We start from the raw sequence: 17944 nt of genomic DNA, 5'->3' as shown, positions 1-17944 counted from the left end.
TTATGCTTAATGATTATAATGACTTGGTCTCTGTAGGACTAATTCCTATGATTATTGCAATTTTCGCAATTGCATTTCCTCTTTTATTACAAACAATTAGCAGAATTGATGATAAATATAATTCAACTAAGCTAATTGAGACATTCAGAAAAGAAAACGTTTCCCAAGTATACATAATTGTACTTATTTTTACCATTTGTGCTTACGGTATTTGGCTATTACAACTACCAAGAATCACAGACATTGAATGTCTTAATGGAATAATAGACAATTCTGCTCTTTTATTGCTAATTATTGGAACAATTGCTTTAATAACATGTACATTCTGCATCGTACAACTTACATATATATATTACGTTCCAGAAAAACTTTTAGAACATCTAATCAAAAAGTATAATGATTCAGAAGACAAAGAAAAACTTGTACTTTTTGAATCAATATCAAAAATATTACTTTATTCAATCCAAAAATCTGATGAATCGTTAGCTAGAAAGTTATTCACATTTTATTTTGAAACGTTTATCAATTTTAGAGTCGGAAAAGAAAATACACCGGTAGTTTATCCCCAGGAATATTATGATGCGATCTTTGAGGCAAATGAGCTATTATGCACAAGACAAAAGCGGACAATTTCTTATTTTAATGATAGTACTTTCTTTTCATTGTTTCTTGACGAATATCAAGAAACAATTATTAGTGCTAATACATATCGCTTTATGTGGATGTGTCTACTTCAAATTATTAACCATAATCAAGATGATGCTATTATTGCTTATTGGAAAAAAGCACATCAATTACGTAATCTTTTTCTAACACCTGTTAATCGAAGTTACTCTGAGGGAAGATGTACCAATGACGAAGAGGCAAGAAGCAGAGAGATACAAATAGAAGATTTTATTGAATTTCATTATGCATTAGGAGGGCTATTAATGTACAAAGGAAAATATGAAATAATCAAAGAAATAATCAATTGGACTTCTCAATCACCACCCAAATATGTATTGGTTCCAGAGTCGATGAAAGAAGTTATTACCAGATATATGGAGGTATCTCAAAAGGGAGGCTATATAAATCCCGTCTATTATGAACAAAAATATCCTTTTCCTAAACTATCAGGATTTAATGCGGATGGAATAATTCAGAAGTGGATCAAACGTTATTTGTCAATTTTATTCCTCCGGCAATATACACTTCCTAAATACCACACATATTCGAATCGCTTACTAATCCCTTCTCCTCCAACTGATTTATCAGAAATGAAGATCTGGAATCAAGAATTAGAAAAATTAAACGAATATACTTCTGAATATCTCAAAAAGCAATCTGTCCTAAAGAGAATTGGATTATCACTAACTACAGAATGGTTTTCAGAAAACCAAAAGGAAACACCTAGTGAAATGATAAATAATTTAAAATCAAAAATTAATTCTCAATTTGATAATACAAAATCAACCCAGACCATTGATCGTGAACGATTAGTTTCTTTTGAGGAAAAAACAAAGAAGATTTTAAATAAGACATTTAATGATTATTCTTTGTTATTTACTGGAAATTTACCGACTGATTATAAAAGTTTCTCTATAGGAGGTGATTATAAAATAATGGAAAAGGCTGGTTTTGCTGCAAATCAAGAAATCCATTATGTTAATTCAGACTCTATTTTAGCACAGGCAGTTGCTCTAAATTTTAAATATCAGGCACTGAATGTTTTCATAAAGATGAATAATACTAAATACGTTCTTAGAGATCAGGATGTTTTTAGTGCAATAGATAAGCTAAGTATCAATCACAACGATTTTGTAATTATTGCCATTGGATTTAACTTAGGTTACATATCAATGCTTAATATTAATGGTTTAGAACAAAGTGATAGTGAATGGTATTACAAGCAAATTAGGATCATTGAAATAGAAAATTATATGAATGAAGCCGTTTCACAATCTCTTTTTATAATTCAGAAAAATGATTTACCAAAAATCGAACATAATGAGATTACTGCTGAATCTATTACAAAGTATGGATTGAAAATAATTGACGAAACAACAAGAATTTACACCAATCTAATTGACTTGAACGATGTACGTTTTACTACAATAAAACAAGAAATTGAAACTGAAGAAACTGAAGAAAATCTTTCGAAATTCGTTCTTGCTTGTGTAGATATACATGTAAAAATATTGTATAAAACAGAGGCAAAGTGTATTCAAATAAAAACATTTTCTCAATTTGATGATAGATCAACTCATAATGAGGTTTATGAGATAAATTCAATTTGGAATTAATATTGGATACATTTTGTTGATTCTAATTCGGACAACCGCTCCAAATCCTCCAAAAAATGTTTCGAGATTTGTTCAGTTGGGGCTACAACATAAAAGGACATCTTACATTAGGTGTCCTTTTTTCATTTATATTCCTTCCATATATACTACCGAAATACCATATAAATATACCTACTACTGTCTAAAAAACACCAGTAAGTTTGTCGTCTTAAAAATCATTAATACGATATGACAAAAAAAATCTTAGTAATCAATGGACATCCAGATCCTGAAAGTTATAATCAATCGCTTGCTACTGCTTATATAGAAGCACTTAAAGATAATCATAAAATAGAAGTAAAATATTTAGCCCTTCACAGTTTAGACTTCAATCCTAATCTTGAATTCGGATATAGAAAACGCACAGTACTAGAACCTGATTTAATAAAAGCCTTAGATGATATTAAATGGAGCAATCATATGGTATGGTTACATCCTATTTGGTGGGTAGGTCTACCAGCTATTATGAAGGGCTTTTTTGATAGAGCCTTCTTACCTGGCATCACATTTAACCATATCTCTACAACAGAAACAATAGGTCTCTTAAAAGGACGTACAGCTAGAATAATCACAACTGGTGGTGACCTTAGTCAAGATGTTTACACTACTGTTTTTAATGATAGCGCCCTTGTTCAACTCAAAACAGGTATTTTAGAATACTGTGGTGTAGAAGTGACAGATAGTACTTTCATCGGTTTACTGAATAATTCATCATTAGAAGATCGACAAAACTGGTTAAAGGAAGTTCAAAACTATGCAATAATAGACTCTAAACCTCATAATATCGATATATACCCAAACACATTATAAAAACAACAACCTTAATAACAACAACCTTAATAACAACACATTAACCAAAAAACTAAAATATTTTTTAAAATAAAAGCTTCTATCCCTTGCATGGTTACTATTTAGTAGTATATTTGCACCACAATATCGCGGGATAGAGCAGTAGGCAGCTCGTCGGGCTCATAACCCGAAGGTCACAGGTTCGAGTCCTGTTCCCGCTACTACAAAGGAGACTTATTTAGGTCTCCTTTTTTTATATCCTATTTTTACTTCTTCTTTTCTAAATCAACTTCCCAATAATTTTATATTTTTACATATTGATAAAAGATAAAATGAAATACACTTCAGATGCTTTCCCAGAATTAACCACTCTTACAAATCCCAAATTAACTTTGTTCGTTCGTATCGTATTTCTACTTTTTATCTCATTTTTCTTATTATTACTATATCTTATTCCTTTTGCTTTAATAAACGAATATACAAACAATACAGGAGCTTATATACTAATAGTTTTATATACTTTACTACTTACTTATGGAGTGTATAAATTCATTACAGAGTATAAAAAGAAAAGTCCCCATTTCATACAAAAAATTGTAGTCAATGAACTTGGAATACACTACCACAAAATCAATGGAGAAATAGAACATCTATTATACAAAGATCTCAACAAATCTAAACAACCTTATTCTAAAGATATATTTACAAAAACAATAGGTGTCAATGTAAGTAGTAAAACGGTATTAAAAGTATTTTACAATCATCAGGAATGTACTGTATCTTTTCAGAATACTGATATTTTTTACACATACCTTTCTACTAATTCTAGAGAACTTAGACAGCACTTCTTACAAGGAGTTACGTTATACAGACCGGACTTAAAAATAGCCGATAGTGTATTTGCTGATTTTTTTATACAGCCAAATACCTTTGAATTTGATAAAAAAGAACAAAAAAAAACAATGATTATCGCACTCATTATATTTCTAGCAATACTAGCTATTGTCTTTTTATCAATCAATCTTTAACCATGTATTAACCATATATAAAAATATGAACAAAACTCTATTAGCCTTAGTATTTCTTTGTATTAGCTTTAATTCGATTGCTCAAGTAAACCAAAGATTAAAACCTAAAGACCAAAAGTTCAAAGATATAATTGAGGAACTAGGTAATCCACTAGAAGGAACTCCTAAAATGATTATCAATTACATAGGAGATAAAACGGGGAGTTATTTATGGTTTTTCAATGAGCGAAAAGCAATCAAACCTAGCTATTTATCTAGTAAACCTACAGATATATTATCTGGTATCTATATAGAAGATCATGGAGGAATATTAGAAAAAATAAAATTCAAAGACTACGCTGAAGGCTTAGCACAACCAGAGTTTTTATATGATTACTGTATCATCACAGACATAGACAAAGATGGTAAACCAGAGTTTTACCTAACCTATTTTATGAATTCTGACGGTCTAGATGCTAAGCCTTTAAAAGTAATTGTATACACTGCTAAAGCAAATAGTTATGAACTTTATAAATCTAAGGTTACAGCTTATATTCCTTATCAAGAAGAAGATAAATATCAGATAGAAGAAGACAGTAACTTCAAACAACTTCCTGCTGTTATAAAGAAAAAAGCTTTAAGCATCTTAGCTGAAGTCAAAAACAAAAACATATTATAAAAGAAAAGGCTGCCCATCTAGACAGCCTATATTTTTATTCATTATCCTCTTCCTCTTCGTCATCATCATAAAAGTCAAACCACTCAGCATCTTCACTAAGAGACTTATCAGCGAACATATCTAATTGTTCAACAAATTCTTTAGCTAAATAAAGACGCTGTGTTTTCCCGATACTTTCTGACAATCTGTGTAAACGTGGTTCCAAGCGATTTCTAAGCTGAATATCTATATCATCTATAATATACATCTTCAACTGATTTACATCAAATCCTGCACTTGCAAACATCTCATTCAATCGATTAGCAGTACCTATCAAGATATCATTACCTAATGAAAGTAGATTCTTATCTTCGTCTAAATCTGTGTAATCGTGCACTCCATAGATTCTCAAATCAGTATATCTACTATATTCTTCGAAGACTTCCATTAATCTCTCTACCTCAAACTTATCTTTAACAACAATTAATACTCTAGTAGCGATTTCTCCTTCTACAGGCTTTTCTGTACGCTGTAGAGCTGCGATAATCATAGCTGTTGTTTTCCCTTGTTCTTTAGGTCCAAAAATAACTACATCTCTCCCACTTTTAATTGTTCCAAAAGTTTTCTTTTGAAGAGTTGTTGGTTCTAAAAGACCGTTCTTACTTAAGTTCTCTTGTAAAGTACTATTTATCTTTTTTAATTTCATATTCTATTTATTTGCAAACATCTCGACATCTTGTTTCGAAACTTCCTTGCCTCCTAATATTATTAATCTTTCTATTACGTTTCTCAACTCACGAATATTACCAGTCCAATCATACTGTTGTAACAATTCGATAGCTTCACTACTAAATACCTTTGGAGCTGTTCCTTGCTCTTTTGCTATTTGATTGACAAAATGATCCGTTAATAAAGGAATGTCATCCCGACGATCATTCAATGCAGGCACTTTAATTAGAATAACAGCTAAGCGATGATATAAATCCTCTCTGAAGCGCCCTTCCTCTATTTCTTTCCTAAGATCTTTATTTGTAGCTGCAATAACACGTACATCTACTCTCAAATCTTTTTCTGCTCCCACACGTGTGATTACATTTTCTTGTAATGCTCGAAGTACCTTTGCTTGAGCGGACAGGCTCATATCCCCTATTTCATCTAGAAATATAGTTCCGTGATTAGCTTGTTCGAACTTACCTGGTCTATCTTTTACAGCAGAAGTAAAAGCCCCTTTTACATGACCAAATAATTCACTCTCTATTAACTCTGAAGGAATAGCTGCACAGTTCACTTCTACCAGCATATTTTGAGCGCGATTACTTTGCAAATGTATCTGATGAGCTACTAATTCCTTTCCTGTCCCATTAGGCCCAGTTATCAATACTCTTGCTTCTGTAGGAGCTACTTTTTCGATAATATCTTTTATCTGACTGATAGGTTCACTATTTCCTATCATTTCGTACTTCTTCCCTACTTTTTTCTTTAATATCGTATTCTCTACTACTAGCTTACTAGTATCTAAAGCATTTCTAACTGTAGTAAGTAACCTATTCAGATCAGGTGGTTTTGAGATATAGTCAAAAGCACCTAGACGCATTGTGTTTACAGCAGTCTCTAAATCTCCATGCCCAGATATCATTACAAATACTGTATCTGGCTTTATCTTTTTAGCTGCTACTAACAGTTCCTCTCCATCCATTTTAGGCATCTTGATATCTGAAATTACTAAATCATAATCTTCAACCGTTATCTTTTGTAGTGCCTCCTCTCCATTCTCAGCAGCATCTACTACATATTCTGAAGACTCTTCTTCTAGAATCTTTACTAACACTCTACGAATAGCAGCTTCATCTTCTACTATTAATATTTTAGATGTTTTTCCCATATATTATAATTCAAAGCAATTTATAACACTAGTATTTAAGCCACTTATAAAGTTCTTTCCATGAAGGTCTCTTTCCGTACATTAACACTCCAATACGGTATATCTTAGCCGCTATCCATACTACTAGTATAAATGTAAGGAATAGAATAATAATAGACACTATAACTTCCCACAAAGGTACACCAAAAGGTATTCTCATCAACATAACAATTGGAGAGGTAAATGGAATCATTGAAAATACAGTAGCAACTGTCCCATGTGGATCTTTCATTACTGTAAAGAAACCAATATACACACCTAACATTAAAGGAAGTAAAATAGGCAATAAAAACTGTTGAGTATCTGTTTCGTTATCTACAGCAGCTCCTATAGCTGCATATAATGAACTATATAAGAAATATCCTCCGATAAAGAAAATAATGAAATAGATAAACAGAGAAATCAATGGTAAACTTAATATTTCACTCACATAATTCTGCACATCGAACATTATTTCATTCGAAATCATTCCATTAGCAGCTTGCATAGCTTCAGCACTTCCTGTTCCTGGCATAGCATTGATACCTAATACACTACTTGCTACACCTAATAAAATGGCTCCTACTACTCCCCAAATAAGGAATTGTAGCAACCCTGCCATAGACGTTCCTACTATTTTTCCCATCATCAATTGAAAAGGTTTTACAGATGAGATAATGATTTCTATAATACGGTTTGTCTTTTCTTCTATCACAGAGCGCATCACCATATTTCCATAAATAATAATAAACATCATGATAAAGTATCCAAATAACCCACCTATAATAATCTTAATTTCATTAAGACCTTTTACAGTAGCTTCTCCATCTGCTTTCACTAGCTTTAAGTTTACATCAGCCTTAGCTTTATCTATTACAGAAATATCGATTCCACTTTGTTCTAAATTGACATGTGTTATCTTATCTCCTAACAATAACTCTACTTTACTAACAAAACTAAGACTAGGACTTTCATTAGAAATATAAGTTACACTCTCTTGATAATCTCCAATATTATCAGTCTTTGGAACATACACTACCCCTTCGTACTTTTCCTCTTTCACTCCCTCTTTAAGAATATCTAAATCAACTGCTGATAAATCTTGATATTCAAAAGCTTCATTGCTTTCAAATTGAGTAACAAATAATCCACTTTCATCGTGGATAGCTATTTTTTTTACTTCCCCTTTCATACTGCTCAAATAAGCAATAAATACAGTTAGTAAAACAAAAAATATAGGGCTTACGAAAGTCATTACGATAAATGACTTATTGCGTACTTTAGCAATGAACTCCCTCTTTATTATTAATGGTAGTATATTCATATTACTTGCTTACAGATTGAATAAAGATATCATTTACAGTTGGTAATTTTTCTACGAAGTGAGTTACCTGTCCGTTAACAGATAATATACTTAATAATTCATTAGGCATTTTTGTACCTAAGTCCACTTCTAACTGTACTTCATTATTAAGAGATTTAAAACTAGTATTTTGGAACTTGAATTTATCACTCAATTCTAAAAATAAACGTTCTATATTATCACTTAAAACTCCGACTTGATACAAGTTCGTTCTGTGTTCTCTTTTTACATCTACTAGTTTTCCTTCTATTAGTTTATTTGATTTATTAATTAATGCAATATAATCACACATTTCTTCTACACTTTCCATACGGTGAGTAGAAAATATAACAGTAGTACCTTTTTCCTTTAACTCTAGGATTTCATCTTTTATGATATTTGCATTAACTGGGTCAAACCCTGAGAATGGTTCATCTAAGATTAATAATTTTGGTTCGTGTAATACAGTTACTACAAACTGTATTTTCTGAGCCATTCCTTTTGATAGTTCTTGTATTTTTTTATTCCACCACCCCTTGATATCAAGTTTATCAAACCAATAATCTAATTGACGTTTAGCTTCAGCTTTAGAAAGGCCTTTTAATTGAGCCAAATACATAGCCTGCTCTCCTACTTTCATAGTTTTATACAGACCTCTTTCTTCAGGCATATAGCCTATATCTTGGATATGTCTTGGACTTAGAGGTTCTCCATCTAGTAAGATTTGTCCTGAGTCTGGATAAGTGATTTGATTTATTATACGGATTAAAGAAGTTTTACCTGCACCATTAGGTCCTAAAAGACCATAGATTGTACCCTTAGGCACAGTGAGAGATACTTTATTTAATGCTGTTTTATCAGAATATGTCTTTACCACATCCTTTACTTCTAATATAGATTGCATCGGTGAATTCAATTAATTTCTGTAAAAATAAGTAAATATTTGAAAACGGGAGAATGAGGACAGTTATTTTCAATATGGCATAAAAAAACCCAACCTTATTTGGATAAATAAGGTTGGGAAAAATTGCTATGAAAAAGAAAATCCACTGTTTAATAAGTGTCCTACAAATGTATAACTTATTTTCAATCAAGAAAACATTTCTTTCACTTTTTCAAAAAAAGATTTGTCATTTTTAGTCGGACTTGGCTTAAAGTTTTGATCCTCAAGCATTTGTTCAAAGAATTCTTTTTGCTCTTTGTTCAACTTTTTAGGTGTCCATACGTTAATATGTACTAATAAATCACCATTTCCGTAACTATTTAAGCTTGGTAATCCCTTGCCTTTTAGGCGTAAAATCTTACCAGACTGAATTCCTTCTTCTAATTTGATACGTACACGTCCTGTTACCGAATCAATTTCTTTACTTCCTCCAAGAGCTGCTTCTGCGAAACTTATGTATAAATCATAATGAAGATTATCTCCTTCACGTTGTAATGTATCGTGTTCTAATTCTTCTATAACTACTAATAAGTCTCCTGGTATACTATTCTTTCCTGGCGCTTCATTTCCTTTTCCAGATACTTTCAGTTGCATACCATCTGCTACACCTGCAGGTATTTTGATTGATACGGTCTCATCACTTACGATCATACCATCATTATCAGCACCAGCAGGTTTGTGATCCATTACTTGACCACTTCCTTGACAGCTATTACAAGGAGAAGCTGTTTGCATACGTCCAAACACAGTATTAGCTACTCTCATTACTTGCCCAGTACCATTACAGGTAGGACATGTTTTGTAAGTAACTCCATCCGCTTGAACTTTGCGTTTTACTTTTATTTTTTTCTCTACTCCATTAGCGATATCTTCTAAAGTCAACTTCACTTTTATACGTAAGCTAGTTCCTTTCACTCTGCGCTGACCGCCACCACCTCCGCCGAAGCCACCAAAGCCTCCGCCTCCGAATGCACTACCAAAAATGTCTCCGAACTGACTGAATATATCATCCATATTCATGTGACCACCTCCACCGAAGCCACCTCCGCCTTCGAATGCAGCATGACCATATTGATCATATCTCGCTTTCTTATCCGCATCACTTAATACTTCATAAGCCTCAGCTGCTTCTTTGAACTTCTCTTCTGCTTCTTTATCTCCAGGATTTTTATCAGGGTGAAACTCAATTGCTTTCTTACGGTATGCTTTTTTGATAGCTGCAGCATCTGCACCTTTATCAATACCTAATATTTCGTAATAATCTTTTTTCATCTTTACTGTCTTTTACTTCCTATTTTAGAAAGATTACTGTCCTATAACTACTTTAGGGAAACGAATAACTTTTTCTCCTAATTTATATCCTCTTTCTATAACATCTACCACTTTACCTTTCATATCATCTCCTGCAGGAATTTGTGTCACAGCTTCTGACAAATCGGCATTAAAGTCATCTCCTGCCTTAATCTCCACCTCTACTAAACCTTTGCTAGATAATGTATCTGTAAATTTAGTAGCGATTAGTTTAATTCCTATAAGATGATCACTCTCTCCATGCTTCTCTAATTCTAGAATAGCACGATTAAAATCATCTAACACAGGTAATAAAGATAACATCACACCTTCACTTGCAGTGCTTAAAAGCTCTAAACGCTCTTTAGCAGTACGCTTTCTAAAGTTTTCAAATTCAGCAAACAAGCGTAAATTCTTATCTTTTTCACTTGCTAATTGTTCTGCAAGTAATTCTTCTGCACTCTTCACTTCTTGTTCTACGTTCTCTTGCGTTTCAGCAGTATCTTGTACTACTTCTTGTTGAATTTCTTCTTGTTCTTTATTTATATCTTTATTTTCAGTACTCATGATTGTGTATTTATTATTCTTATTAACTGCTAACTTCATAGCAAATCCTTTGCCAACTTAGTCAATCTGTCATTATGACATTTTCATTATTAAGCTATATTCGTGTTAATTACCTCACTTAATCTCTTTAAATAAAATTCCTATCACACTTTATAAAAAAAGGAAACTCTAGCACCCTAAAGTTTCCTTCTATCATTATCTATTGTACTTTTTTCTTTAACTTTTAAAAAAGTCCCTTAAAGCCATTTTTAAAGTCTTGAATTTAAATTCAAATCCTGAACTGATAATCTTTTCACTACTTACTTTTTGTCCTTCTGTTACTAAGATTGCTTTTTCTCCTAGAGCTACTCTAATAACGCTTTCTGGTATTGCAGGTAACCAAATAGGCTTTCCCATTGCTTCGCCTAATCTATTTGTAAACTCTCTATTAGTCAAAGGTTCTGGAGCCACACCATTATAAATTCCCTCTAGCCTACGTTCTAAGACATAGACAAACAAGTTTACTAAATCATCAATATGAATCCATGAATAATACTGCTTCCCTGTACCAATAGGTGCACCTAACCATAGCCTAACAGGTTTTATCATAGTAGCTAATGCACACTCATGCAAATCTAATACTAAACCTATACGCACAAGACTCACCTTAATTCCTAATTCTCTAAACGCTAGATTACCTCTTTCCCATTGCTCTACTACATTTCCTAAAAAGTTAGTAGCCTTTTGATAATGCACTTCATCTTGTACCTCAGCTATATTACTATAAATACCTATAGCAGATGCGCCAATAAGATGCTTCACCTCATGCGTATTTTCTTTCAACACTTGATAAAGAAAAGCAGTAGGTATAATACGGCTATCCAATATTAACTTCTTACCAGCCTTAGACCAAGAATCGGCTATACTAGACCCAGCAAGATGAATAATAGCTTCTACTCCTTCTAGACAAGAAATATCGATCTCGCCCTTATAAGGATCCCATACAAATCCTTTTGCACTACTTACGTCATTCTTACCTAAAGAGCGTGTAAGATAATGCACTTCATGACCTTGACTGATCAAAGATTGAGTTACTCTACTCCCGATAAAACCTGTAGCACCTGTTATCAGTACCTTCATTATTTTTTACTTCTTATTTTTAAAGTCCATTCAAAGTTCATGACAGACACCTGATCACCATCTGCATTTCTTCCAATGCTCTTCATCCATACAGTCACTCCCTCACCCGTTTCTATTGTTTTCTTTATAGCTTCATCTAATAAGGCTCCATCTACACATTCAAAAAAAATACGTCCCGTTGCCTTCTTTGTAAAACTACTATTATTATTGGCTACTAGCATAGATATTTTCTCTCCACTCTCTGCTATCTTACGCATAACTAATGCCCCTGTAGATAATTCTGCTGCCATAGCTTGTACAGCAAAGTACATAGAATTAAATGGATTCTGATTTTTCCAACCATGCTTAACAGTTGTAACTGCCCTTACATCAGATATTTCTTTCATACGCACACCTGTCCAATAAGCAGATGGCAATTTAAAAAACAAAAACTTATTAATATTCGATACGTTAAACTTCATAAAACTTAGATTTTTACTAAATATACAAAAAATGTTTATCCCTAACATAAATTTAACAAAAGTTAATTCTGTGTTAAAAAACAGTACTATGCAATACAAAGTACCTTCCTTTAGATATATCTTTGCTATAGAAAATAAGAAACACTATTACCATGAATATAGAAAACACAAAAGCGCAAATGCGAAAAGGTATTTTAGAGTTTTGCATTCTTTCTATTCTTAAAGAGAGAGATTGTTATACCTCAGAAATACTAGACGAACTAAAAAGCGTCAAGTTGGTAGTGGTAGAAGGTACAGTATATCCTTTACTAACTAGATTAAAAAATGATGATTACCTAGCTTATAGATGGGAAGAGTCCAGTTCTGGACCTCCACGTAAATACTACAAGCTAACCGAAAAAGGAGAATTATTTTTAGACGAATTAGCGAAAACATGGTATGAACTAGCTAATGCAGTAAAAGAAATAACTACTAAAAAAATGAACGATGAATAAAACACTTACAATCAATATAGCAGGATCAGTTTTTCACATAGATGAAAATGCTTATCTAAAACTAGATCAATATCTAAAGGCAATTAAACGTTCGTTTCCTAAAGAAGAACAGGACGAAATCATTCACGATATTGAAATCAGAATAGCAGAACTATTCTCTGAGAATATTACAGACTCTAATCAAGTTATCACAATAGCTGATGTAGATAGAGTAATCTCTATTATGGGAAGTCCAGAAGACTACATAATAGATGAAGAACCAGCTGCAAAAACTGAGACTAAATACGTCTATACTGGTACGAAAAAACTATACCGAGATGGTGAGAACGCTATGGTAGGTGGAGTATTAGCAGGTCTAGGTCACTACTTTAAGATAGATACTGTATGGATGAGAATTATCTTTATGATATTAGTATTATTCTACGGAACAGGAGTTTTATTATACCTCATCTTATGGATTATCGTACCAGAAGCGAAGACTACTTCTCAGATCTTAGAAATGAAAAGAGAACCTATAAATATCTCTACTATTGAGAAAAAGGTAATGGAGAATGTTAATTATGTAACGAGCAAGATCAATGATGTAGACTACGAACATATCAAAAATCAAACGAAAAGAGCGGGTGAGCGCAGTGGTAAAATCATCCTAAATATTATCGGTATCTTCTTTATCGTCATAAGTGTATTATCAATATTTTCAAGCATAATAGGTATTTCAGCAGCTTTGATTAATAAAGAAATTATCTTAGAAGAAATAGGTTCTGAATTTCCTTTACTTTCTGCAGGAGTATATCCATTTTGGGTAAGTATCTTGTTGCTAACTTCATTAGTTACCCTTCCTTTCATCGGATTGTTAATTATAGGGTTACGCATGATTTATACTAACATTAAGTATGTAGCTCTAATCATAATTGGGTTATTACTACTGTGGTTTATTTCTTTAGGTTTGTTCTCTATACCATTCTTAAATGCTAAAAACTATGAAGCAAGACACATCTATAGAACTGAATATACAGAGTCAGCTAAAGCGACTTCAGAATTCAACTTTGATGATACTATTGATGACATTAAAATCACATTAGTAACAGAAGATTATTTTAAATCAGATAAGTCAAAAACGGAAGGGTTTGAAGTAAAAGAAATCAACTCTCTTTTGCCTATAGAAATAGAAATTTTACCAACATTTCAAAACGAGATATACGGTACTTCAGAGGTTAAAGACTTCACTATCAATAAAAAGAAAAACAAGTTAATTGAGATAGACCTAAACTTAATTAACTTCAATCAAGAAGGAAATCAATTAATCCTTTCTAACAATCTATTTCCAGAAAGTACAACAAATACAGATACTAAAAATGCTAAAATAGTATACACTATTTACATCCCAAAAGGTAAAAAAGTATACATCAGTGAACCAGTAAAAGCATTAATAAAATCAAACGAGACACTTACAGCCGGAGCGCATTGGTATGAGATGCAAGAGGACTCTACCCTTAAATGCTCTGACTGCTAGTAATATTAATTTTGTTTCAATTATTACCAATAAAAAAGGTTCCTTAAAGGAACCTTTTTTTGTATTATATCCATCTGATTAGTAAGAACCAGACTCGTTATAAGCGTCTCTGATCATTTTATCATTTGCTTTAATCGCAAACTCTACACGTCTATTCTTAGCTTGTCCTTCTTTTGTATCGTTAGAAGCGATAGGATCAGCTACTCCGAAACCATCTGTCTTCATACGATTAGCAGCTACTCCTTTAGATGCTAAATACTGTCTTACAGATGCTGCACGTTTTTTAGATAAGCTTAAGTTATATTCTTCTCTACCAGTATTATCCGTATATCCATATATCTCGATATCTGTATCTTGATTCTCAGGATCTTTAAATACTGTAATTAACTTATCTAAATTATCTTTTGCTCTTTGTGTCAATGTTGAAGAGTTTAAATCAAAGTTTACAGAATTCTCTCCTAACACTAATTTAATTCCTTCCCCTACACGTTCTACTTGAGCACCAGGTACAGTGTTTTCGATTTGACGTGCTTGCTTATCCATCTTGTTTCCGATCACTCCTCCAGCAGCACCACCGATTACACCTCCAAGTACTGCACCTAAAGCACCGTTTCCGCCTTTGCCGATATTGTTACCTAAGATCCCTCCGATAATAGCTCCACCTGCAGCACCGATAGCAGCACCGCGTTGTGTTTTATTAGAGTTTTTAGCAGCTTCACATCCTGTTAAAGATACTGAAGAGATTAATAATGTTCCTGCTAATATAAATGTGGCTGTTTTTTTCATCTTTTTTATTGTTTTGTTATAAAAGGTAATTAGTTCTTAGTAAAGCGATATGTCACATCATACGATTGTCCACCTGCATAGAATTTATCAACTAATTCAAATGTATTAGCTGTTTGATTCTTTACACGTAGAGAATATCCTGTTGTCACATTTTTAGCTTTGACACCCTCATCTACGAATTTGAATTCGAAGTTACCATTCGGAGTAATAGTCCATTTAAAGTCACTTGCAAAACTAGGACAGTCTCCTCCTTTTGTCAATTCTACTATACCTGTATTATTGTTAGAAACAAACTTCCATTGGCTCCCAATAAAACATTGTGAATCAGCAATATTAAATGAACTCACTTTTACGAACTCACCCCCGATGTGCTTGATATCCGTTAAAGTCCAATTCCCTTTTATCCCTACCTGAGATTTGGTATCCATAGTAGGTTTACACGATGCTACTGCAAGAGCCAGTGCACCAAATAATACTAATTTTTTCATAGATCTTTTATTATTGTTACATTTTTTTTGAACGATACTAATCTCAAAGTTACAAAGAAATAAGTTAACCTTAAGTTTTCTGACAAAGTGACACTCTTTTTGCTTTGGTATCTTTTTTGTCCTAACATCACTGTAAAAATATTAAAAATTCAAATAACATTAAACATACAACTATGACATCTGGAAAAATTAACGTTACAGTGGAGAACATCTTCCCACTTATTAAAAAGTTCCTTTACAGTGATCACGAAATTTTTTTAAGAGAGTTAGTATCTAATGCTACCGATGCAACATTAAAACTAAAACATTTAACTAGTATAGGAGAAGCTAATGTAGAGTACGGAAATCCTATTATCGAAGTTAAAATAGACAAAGACAATAAAAAACTTCACATCATAGACCAAGGTCTAGGGATGACTAAAGAAGAAGTAGAAAAATACATTAATCAAGTAGCTTTCTCTGGAGCTGAAGAGTTCTTAGAGAAATATAAAGACTCGGCTAAAGACACAGGTATCATCGGACACTTTGGTCTAGGGTTCTACTCTGCTTTTATGGTAGCGGATAAAGTAGAAATCTTCACTAAATCATTTAAAGATGAGCCTGCTGCACATTGGACATGTGATGGTAGCCCAGAGTACACTTTAGAGGCATGCGACAAAACAACTAGAGGTACTGAGATTGTATTACACATTGCGGAGGATTCACTAGACTTCTTAGAAGACTATAAAATCCGTGAATTATTAGTAAAATACAATAAATTCATGCCTGTGCCTATTAAGTTCGGTACACATGAAGAAGGTGAAGGAGAGGATAAAGTAGAAGTAGATACTATTATCAATAACCCTAACCCAGCATGGACAAAACAACCAGCTGATTTAAATGATGAAGATTATAAGAACTTCTATAAAGAGCTATACCCTACTCAATTTGAAGATCCTTTATTCAATATCCACTTAAATGTAGATTATCCATTTAACCTTACAGGTATCTTATACTTCCCTAAGTTAAATGCTGATCTTCAAATGCAAAAAGACAAAATCCAATTATACCAAAACCAAGTATTCGTAACGGATAATGTAGAAGGTATCGTTCCTGACTTTTTGACAATGTTAAAAGGGGTAATCGACTCTCCAGACATCCCATTGAACGTATCTCGTTCTTACCTTCAGGCAGATGGTAATGTGAAGAAGATCTCTAACTATATCACTCGTAAAGTAGCGGATAAGTTAAAATCGTTATTTAACGAAAACAGAGAAGACTTCGAAAGTAAGTGGAATGATATCAAAATCGTACTAGAATACGGTATGTTATCTGAAGAGAAGTTCTACGAAAAAGCTGGAGCATTCATGCTTTACCCTACTGTAGATAATAAATTCTATACATTAGAAGAATTAAAAGAAGCGACTAAAGATAACCAAACTGACAAAGATGGTAATCTAGTAATCTTATATGCTTCTAATAAAGATGCTCAACACAGCTATATCGCAGCTGCACAAGAGAAAGGATACCAAGTATTATTACTAGACTCTCCTATCGTATCTCACTTGATCCAAAAGTTAGAAAGTGATAATGAGAAAACAACTTTCGTACGTGTAGACTCTGACCATATCAATAACTTGATTAAGAAAGAGGATTCTGAAATCTCTAGATTATCTGAAGATGAACAAAAATCATTACAAGAGATCGTAGAGAATATCGTACCTAAGGATAAATATACTGTGAAGCTAGAAGCTATGGATAGCACAGCAGAGCCATTCATCATTACACAGCCTGAGTTTATGCGTCGTATGAAAGAGATGAGCCAGTCAGGTGGTGGAGGTATGTTCGGTATGGGTAACTTCCCTGAGATGTATAACCTAGTGGTGAACACAAACTCTCCTCTAGCATCTAACATCATTAGTAACACTGATGAAACAACTAGAACAGAAAGTATCAAACAAGCAATGGACCTTGCAAAACTATCTCAAGGTTTATTAAAAGGTGAAGAACTTACTGCCTTTGTAAAAAGAAATTTCAACAATCTGAAATAAGATTATAGCACTTCCAGAGAAGCCCATAACATCGCTGTTATGGGCTTTTTTTATTTAATATTAAGGATTACAGTTTTACAATACTCATTTTACATTATCCTCTGCACCTCTTTTTCAACTGTGCTTCTGTTGCTTTTACTTAATTTTAAATGGTTTAGCCCAGACTACATTTCTCCCTTTCCACAGTACAGCCACTACGGTTCTTAATCACTAATCTTTCTATCTCGTTTTATTAT

17 protein-coding genes and 1 tRNA gene are annotated in these 17944 nt (G+C 32.8%); 8 read left to right on the top strand and 10 right to left on the bottom strand.

Annotated features, from left to right (window positions below):
- Positions 1–2 precede the first annotated feature (2 nt).
- The 5 genes from AABL85_RS05155 to AABL85_RS05135 all read left to right on the top strand — a co-directional run bounded on the left by AABL85_RS05155 (position 3) and on the right by AABL85_RS05135 (position 4796).
- Positions 3–2282, top strand: coding sequence for a hypothetical protein (locus AABL85_RS05155; protein WP_341309387.1), 2280 nt, complete (start codon positions 3–5; stop codon positions 2280–2282).
- 228 nt (positions 2283–2510) lie between these two features.
- Positions 2511–3131, top strand: coding sequence for an NAD(P)H-dependent oxidoreductase (locus AABL85_RS05150; RefSeq protein ID WP_286413857.1), 621 nt, complete (start codon positions 2511–2513; stop codon positions 3129–3131).
- Between the two features lie 127 nt (positions 3132–3258).
- Positions 3259–3331: transfer RNA gene (locus AABL85_RS05145), tRNA-Met, on the top strand.
- A 111-nt stretch (positions 3332–3442) separates the two neighbouring features.
- Entirely contained in the window at positions 3443–4138 is a 696-nt protein-coding gene (locus tag AABL85_RS05140; RefSeq protein ID WP_341309386.1) for a hypothetical protein, read from the top strand.
- Between the two features lie 25 nt (positions 4139–4163).
- On the top strand, positions 4164–4796 hold the full coding sequence (locus AABL85_RS05135) for a hypothetical protein (RefSeq protein ID WP_341309385.1): 633 nt from the start codon (positions 4164–4166) through the stop codon (positions 4794–4796).
- A 34-nt stretch (positions 4797–4830) separates the two neighbouring features.
- On the opposite strand, the gene AABL85_RS05130 is transcribed toward AABL85_RS05135, so the two are convergent.
- From AABL85_RS05130 to AABL85_RS05095, 8 genes are all read right to left on the bottom strand, one after another.
- A complete protein-coding gene (locus AABL85_RS05130; RefSeq protein WP_286419209.1) occupies positions 4831–5481 on the bottom strand; it encodes a DEAD/DEAH box helicase in 651 nt (216 codons plus the stop codon).
- Positions 5482–5484: 3 nt separating this feature from the next.
- Complete coding sequence (locus AABL85_RS05125) at positions 5485–6657, bottom strand: sigma-54-dependent transcriptional regulator (RefSeq protein WP_286413865.1); 1173 nt, start codon at positions 6655–6657, stop codon at positions 5485–5487.
- A 28-nt stretch (positions 6658–6685) separates the two neighbouring features.
- On the bottom strand, positions 6686–7999 hold the full coding sequence (locus AABL85_RS05120; RefSeq protein WP_341309384.1) for an ABC transporter permease: 1314 nt from the start codon (positions 7997–7999) through the stop codon (positions 6686–6688).
- A 1-nt stretch (position 8000) separates the two neighbouring features.
- Positions 8001–8921: an ABC transporter ATP-binding protein gene (locus AABL85_RS05115; protein WP_286413868.1), complete on the bottom strand. Its 921-nt coding sequence runs from the start codon at positions 8919–8921 to the stop codon at positions 8001–8003.
- Positions 8922–9107: 186 nt separating this feature from the next.
- Complete coding sequence (gene dnaJ / locus AABL85_RS05110; protein ID WP_006257057.1) at positions 9108–10232, bottom strand: molecular chaperone DnaJ; 1125 nt, start codon at positions 10230–10232, stop codon at positions 9108–9110.
- A gap of 33 nt (positions 10233–10265) precedes the next feature.
- A complete protein-coding gene (locus tag AABL85_RS05105; protein ID WP_341309383.1) occupies positions 10266–10856 on the bottom strand; it encodes a nucleotide exchange factor GrpE in 591 nt (196 codons plus the stop codon).
- A gap of 177 nt (positions 10857–11033) precedes the next feature.
- The gene (locus AABL85_RS05100; protein WP_341309382.1) at positions 11034–11936 is read right to left on the bottom strand and encodes a TIGR01777 family oxidoreductase; all 903 of its coding nucleotides are present in this window, start codon (positions 11934–11936) and stop codon (positions 11034–11036) included.
- A complete protein-coding gene (locus AABL85_RS05095; RefSeq protein WP_286413872.1) occupies positions 11936–12397 on the bottom strand; it encodes a DUF4442 domain-containing protein in 462 nt (153 codons plus the stop codon). Before AABL85_RS05095 ends, AABL85_RS05100 begins: the two co-directional genes overlap by 1 nt.
- A gap of 152 nt (positions 12398–12549) precedes the next feature.
- Between AABL85_RS05095 and AABL85_RS05090 the strand changes: the two genes are divergently transcribed.
- A complete protein-coding gene (locus tag AABL85_RS05090; protein WP_006257061.1) occupies positions 12550–12891 on the top strand; it encodes a PadR family transcriptional regulator in 342 nt (113 codons plus the stop codon).
- Positions 12884–14404 carry a PspC domain-containing protein gene (locus AABL85_RS05085; protein WP_341309381.1) on the top strand — a complete coding sequence of 507 codons (1521 nt, stop codon included), beginning with the start codon at positions 12884–12886 and terminating at the stop codon, positions 14402–14404. Before AABL85_RS05090 ends, AABL85_RS05085 begins: the two co-directional genes overlap by 8 nt.
- A 78-nt stretch (positions 14405–14482) precedes the next feature.
- Here AABL85_RS05085 and AABL85_RS05080 read toward each other — a convergent pair whose 3' ends face one another.
- Together AABL85_RS05080 and AABL85_RS05075 are read right to left on the bottom strand one after the other, a co-directional pair.
- Positions 14483–15190, bottom strand: coding sequence for an OmpA family protein (locus AABL85_RS05080; RefSeq protein ID WP_041889457.1), 708 nt, complete (start codon positions 15188–15190; stop codon positions 14483–14485).
- A gap of 29 nt (positions 15191–15219) precedes the next feature.
- Positions 15220–15678: a lipocalin family protein gene (locus AABL85_RS05075; RefSeq protein WP_286413877.1), complete on the bottom strand. Its 459-nt coding sequence runs from the start codon at positions 15676–15678 to the stop codon at positions 15220–15222.
- 173 nt (positions 15679–15851) lie between these two features.
- On the opposite strand from AABL85_RS05075, the gene htpG reads away from it, so the two are divergent.
- Positions 15852–17708: a molecular chaperone HtpG gene (gene htpG, locus AABL85_RS05070; protein WP_341309380.1), complete on the top strand. Its 1857-nt coding sequence runs from the start codon at positions 15852–15854 to the stop codon at positions 17706–17708.
- Positions 17709–17944 lie beyond the last annotated feature (236 nt).

It is taken from the genome of Myroides odoratimimus, assembly GCF_038039805.1.
Taxonomy (GTDB): Bacteria; Bacteroidota; Bacteroidia; order Flavobacteriales; family Flavobacteriaceae; genus Flavobacterium; species Flavobacterium odoratimimum_B.
Note: the sequence above shows the minus strand (reverse complement) of the source record. Positions and strands in the feature narration are given on the sequence as shown.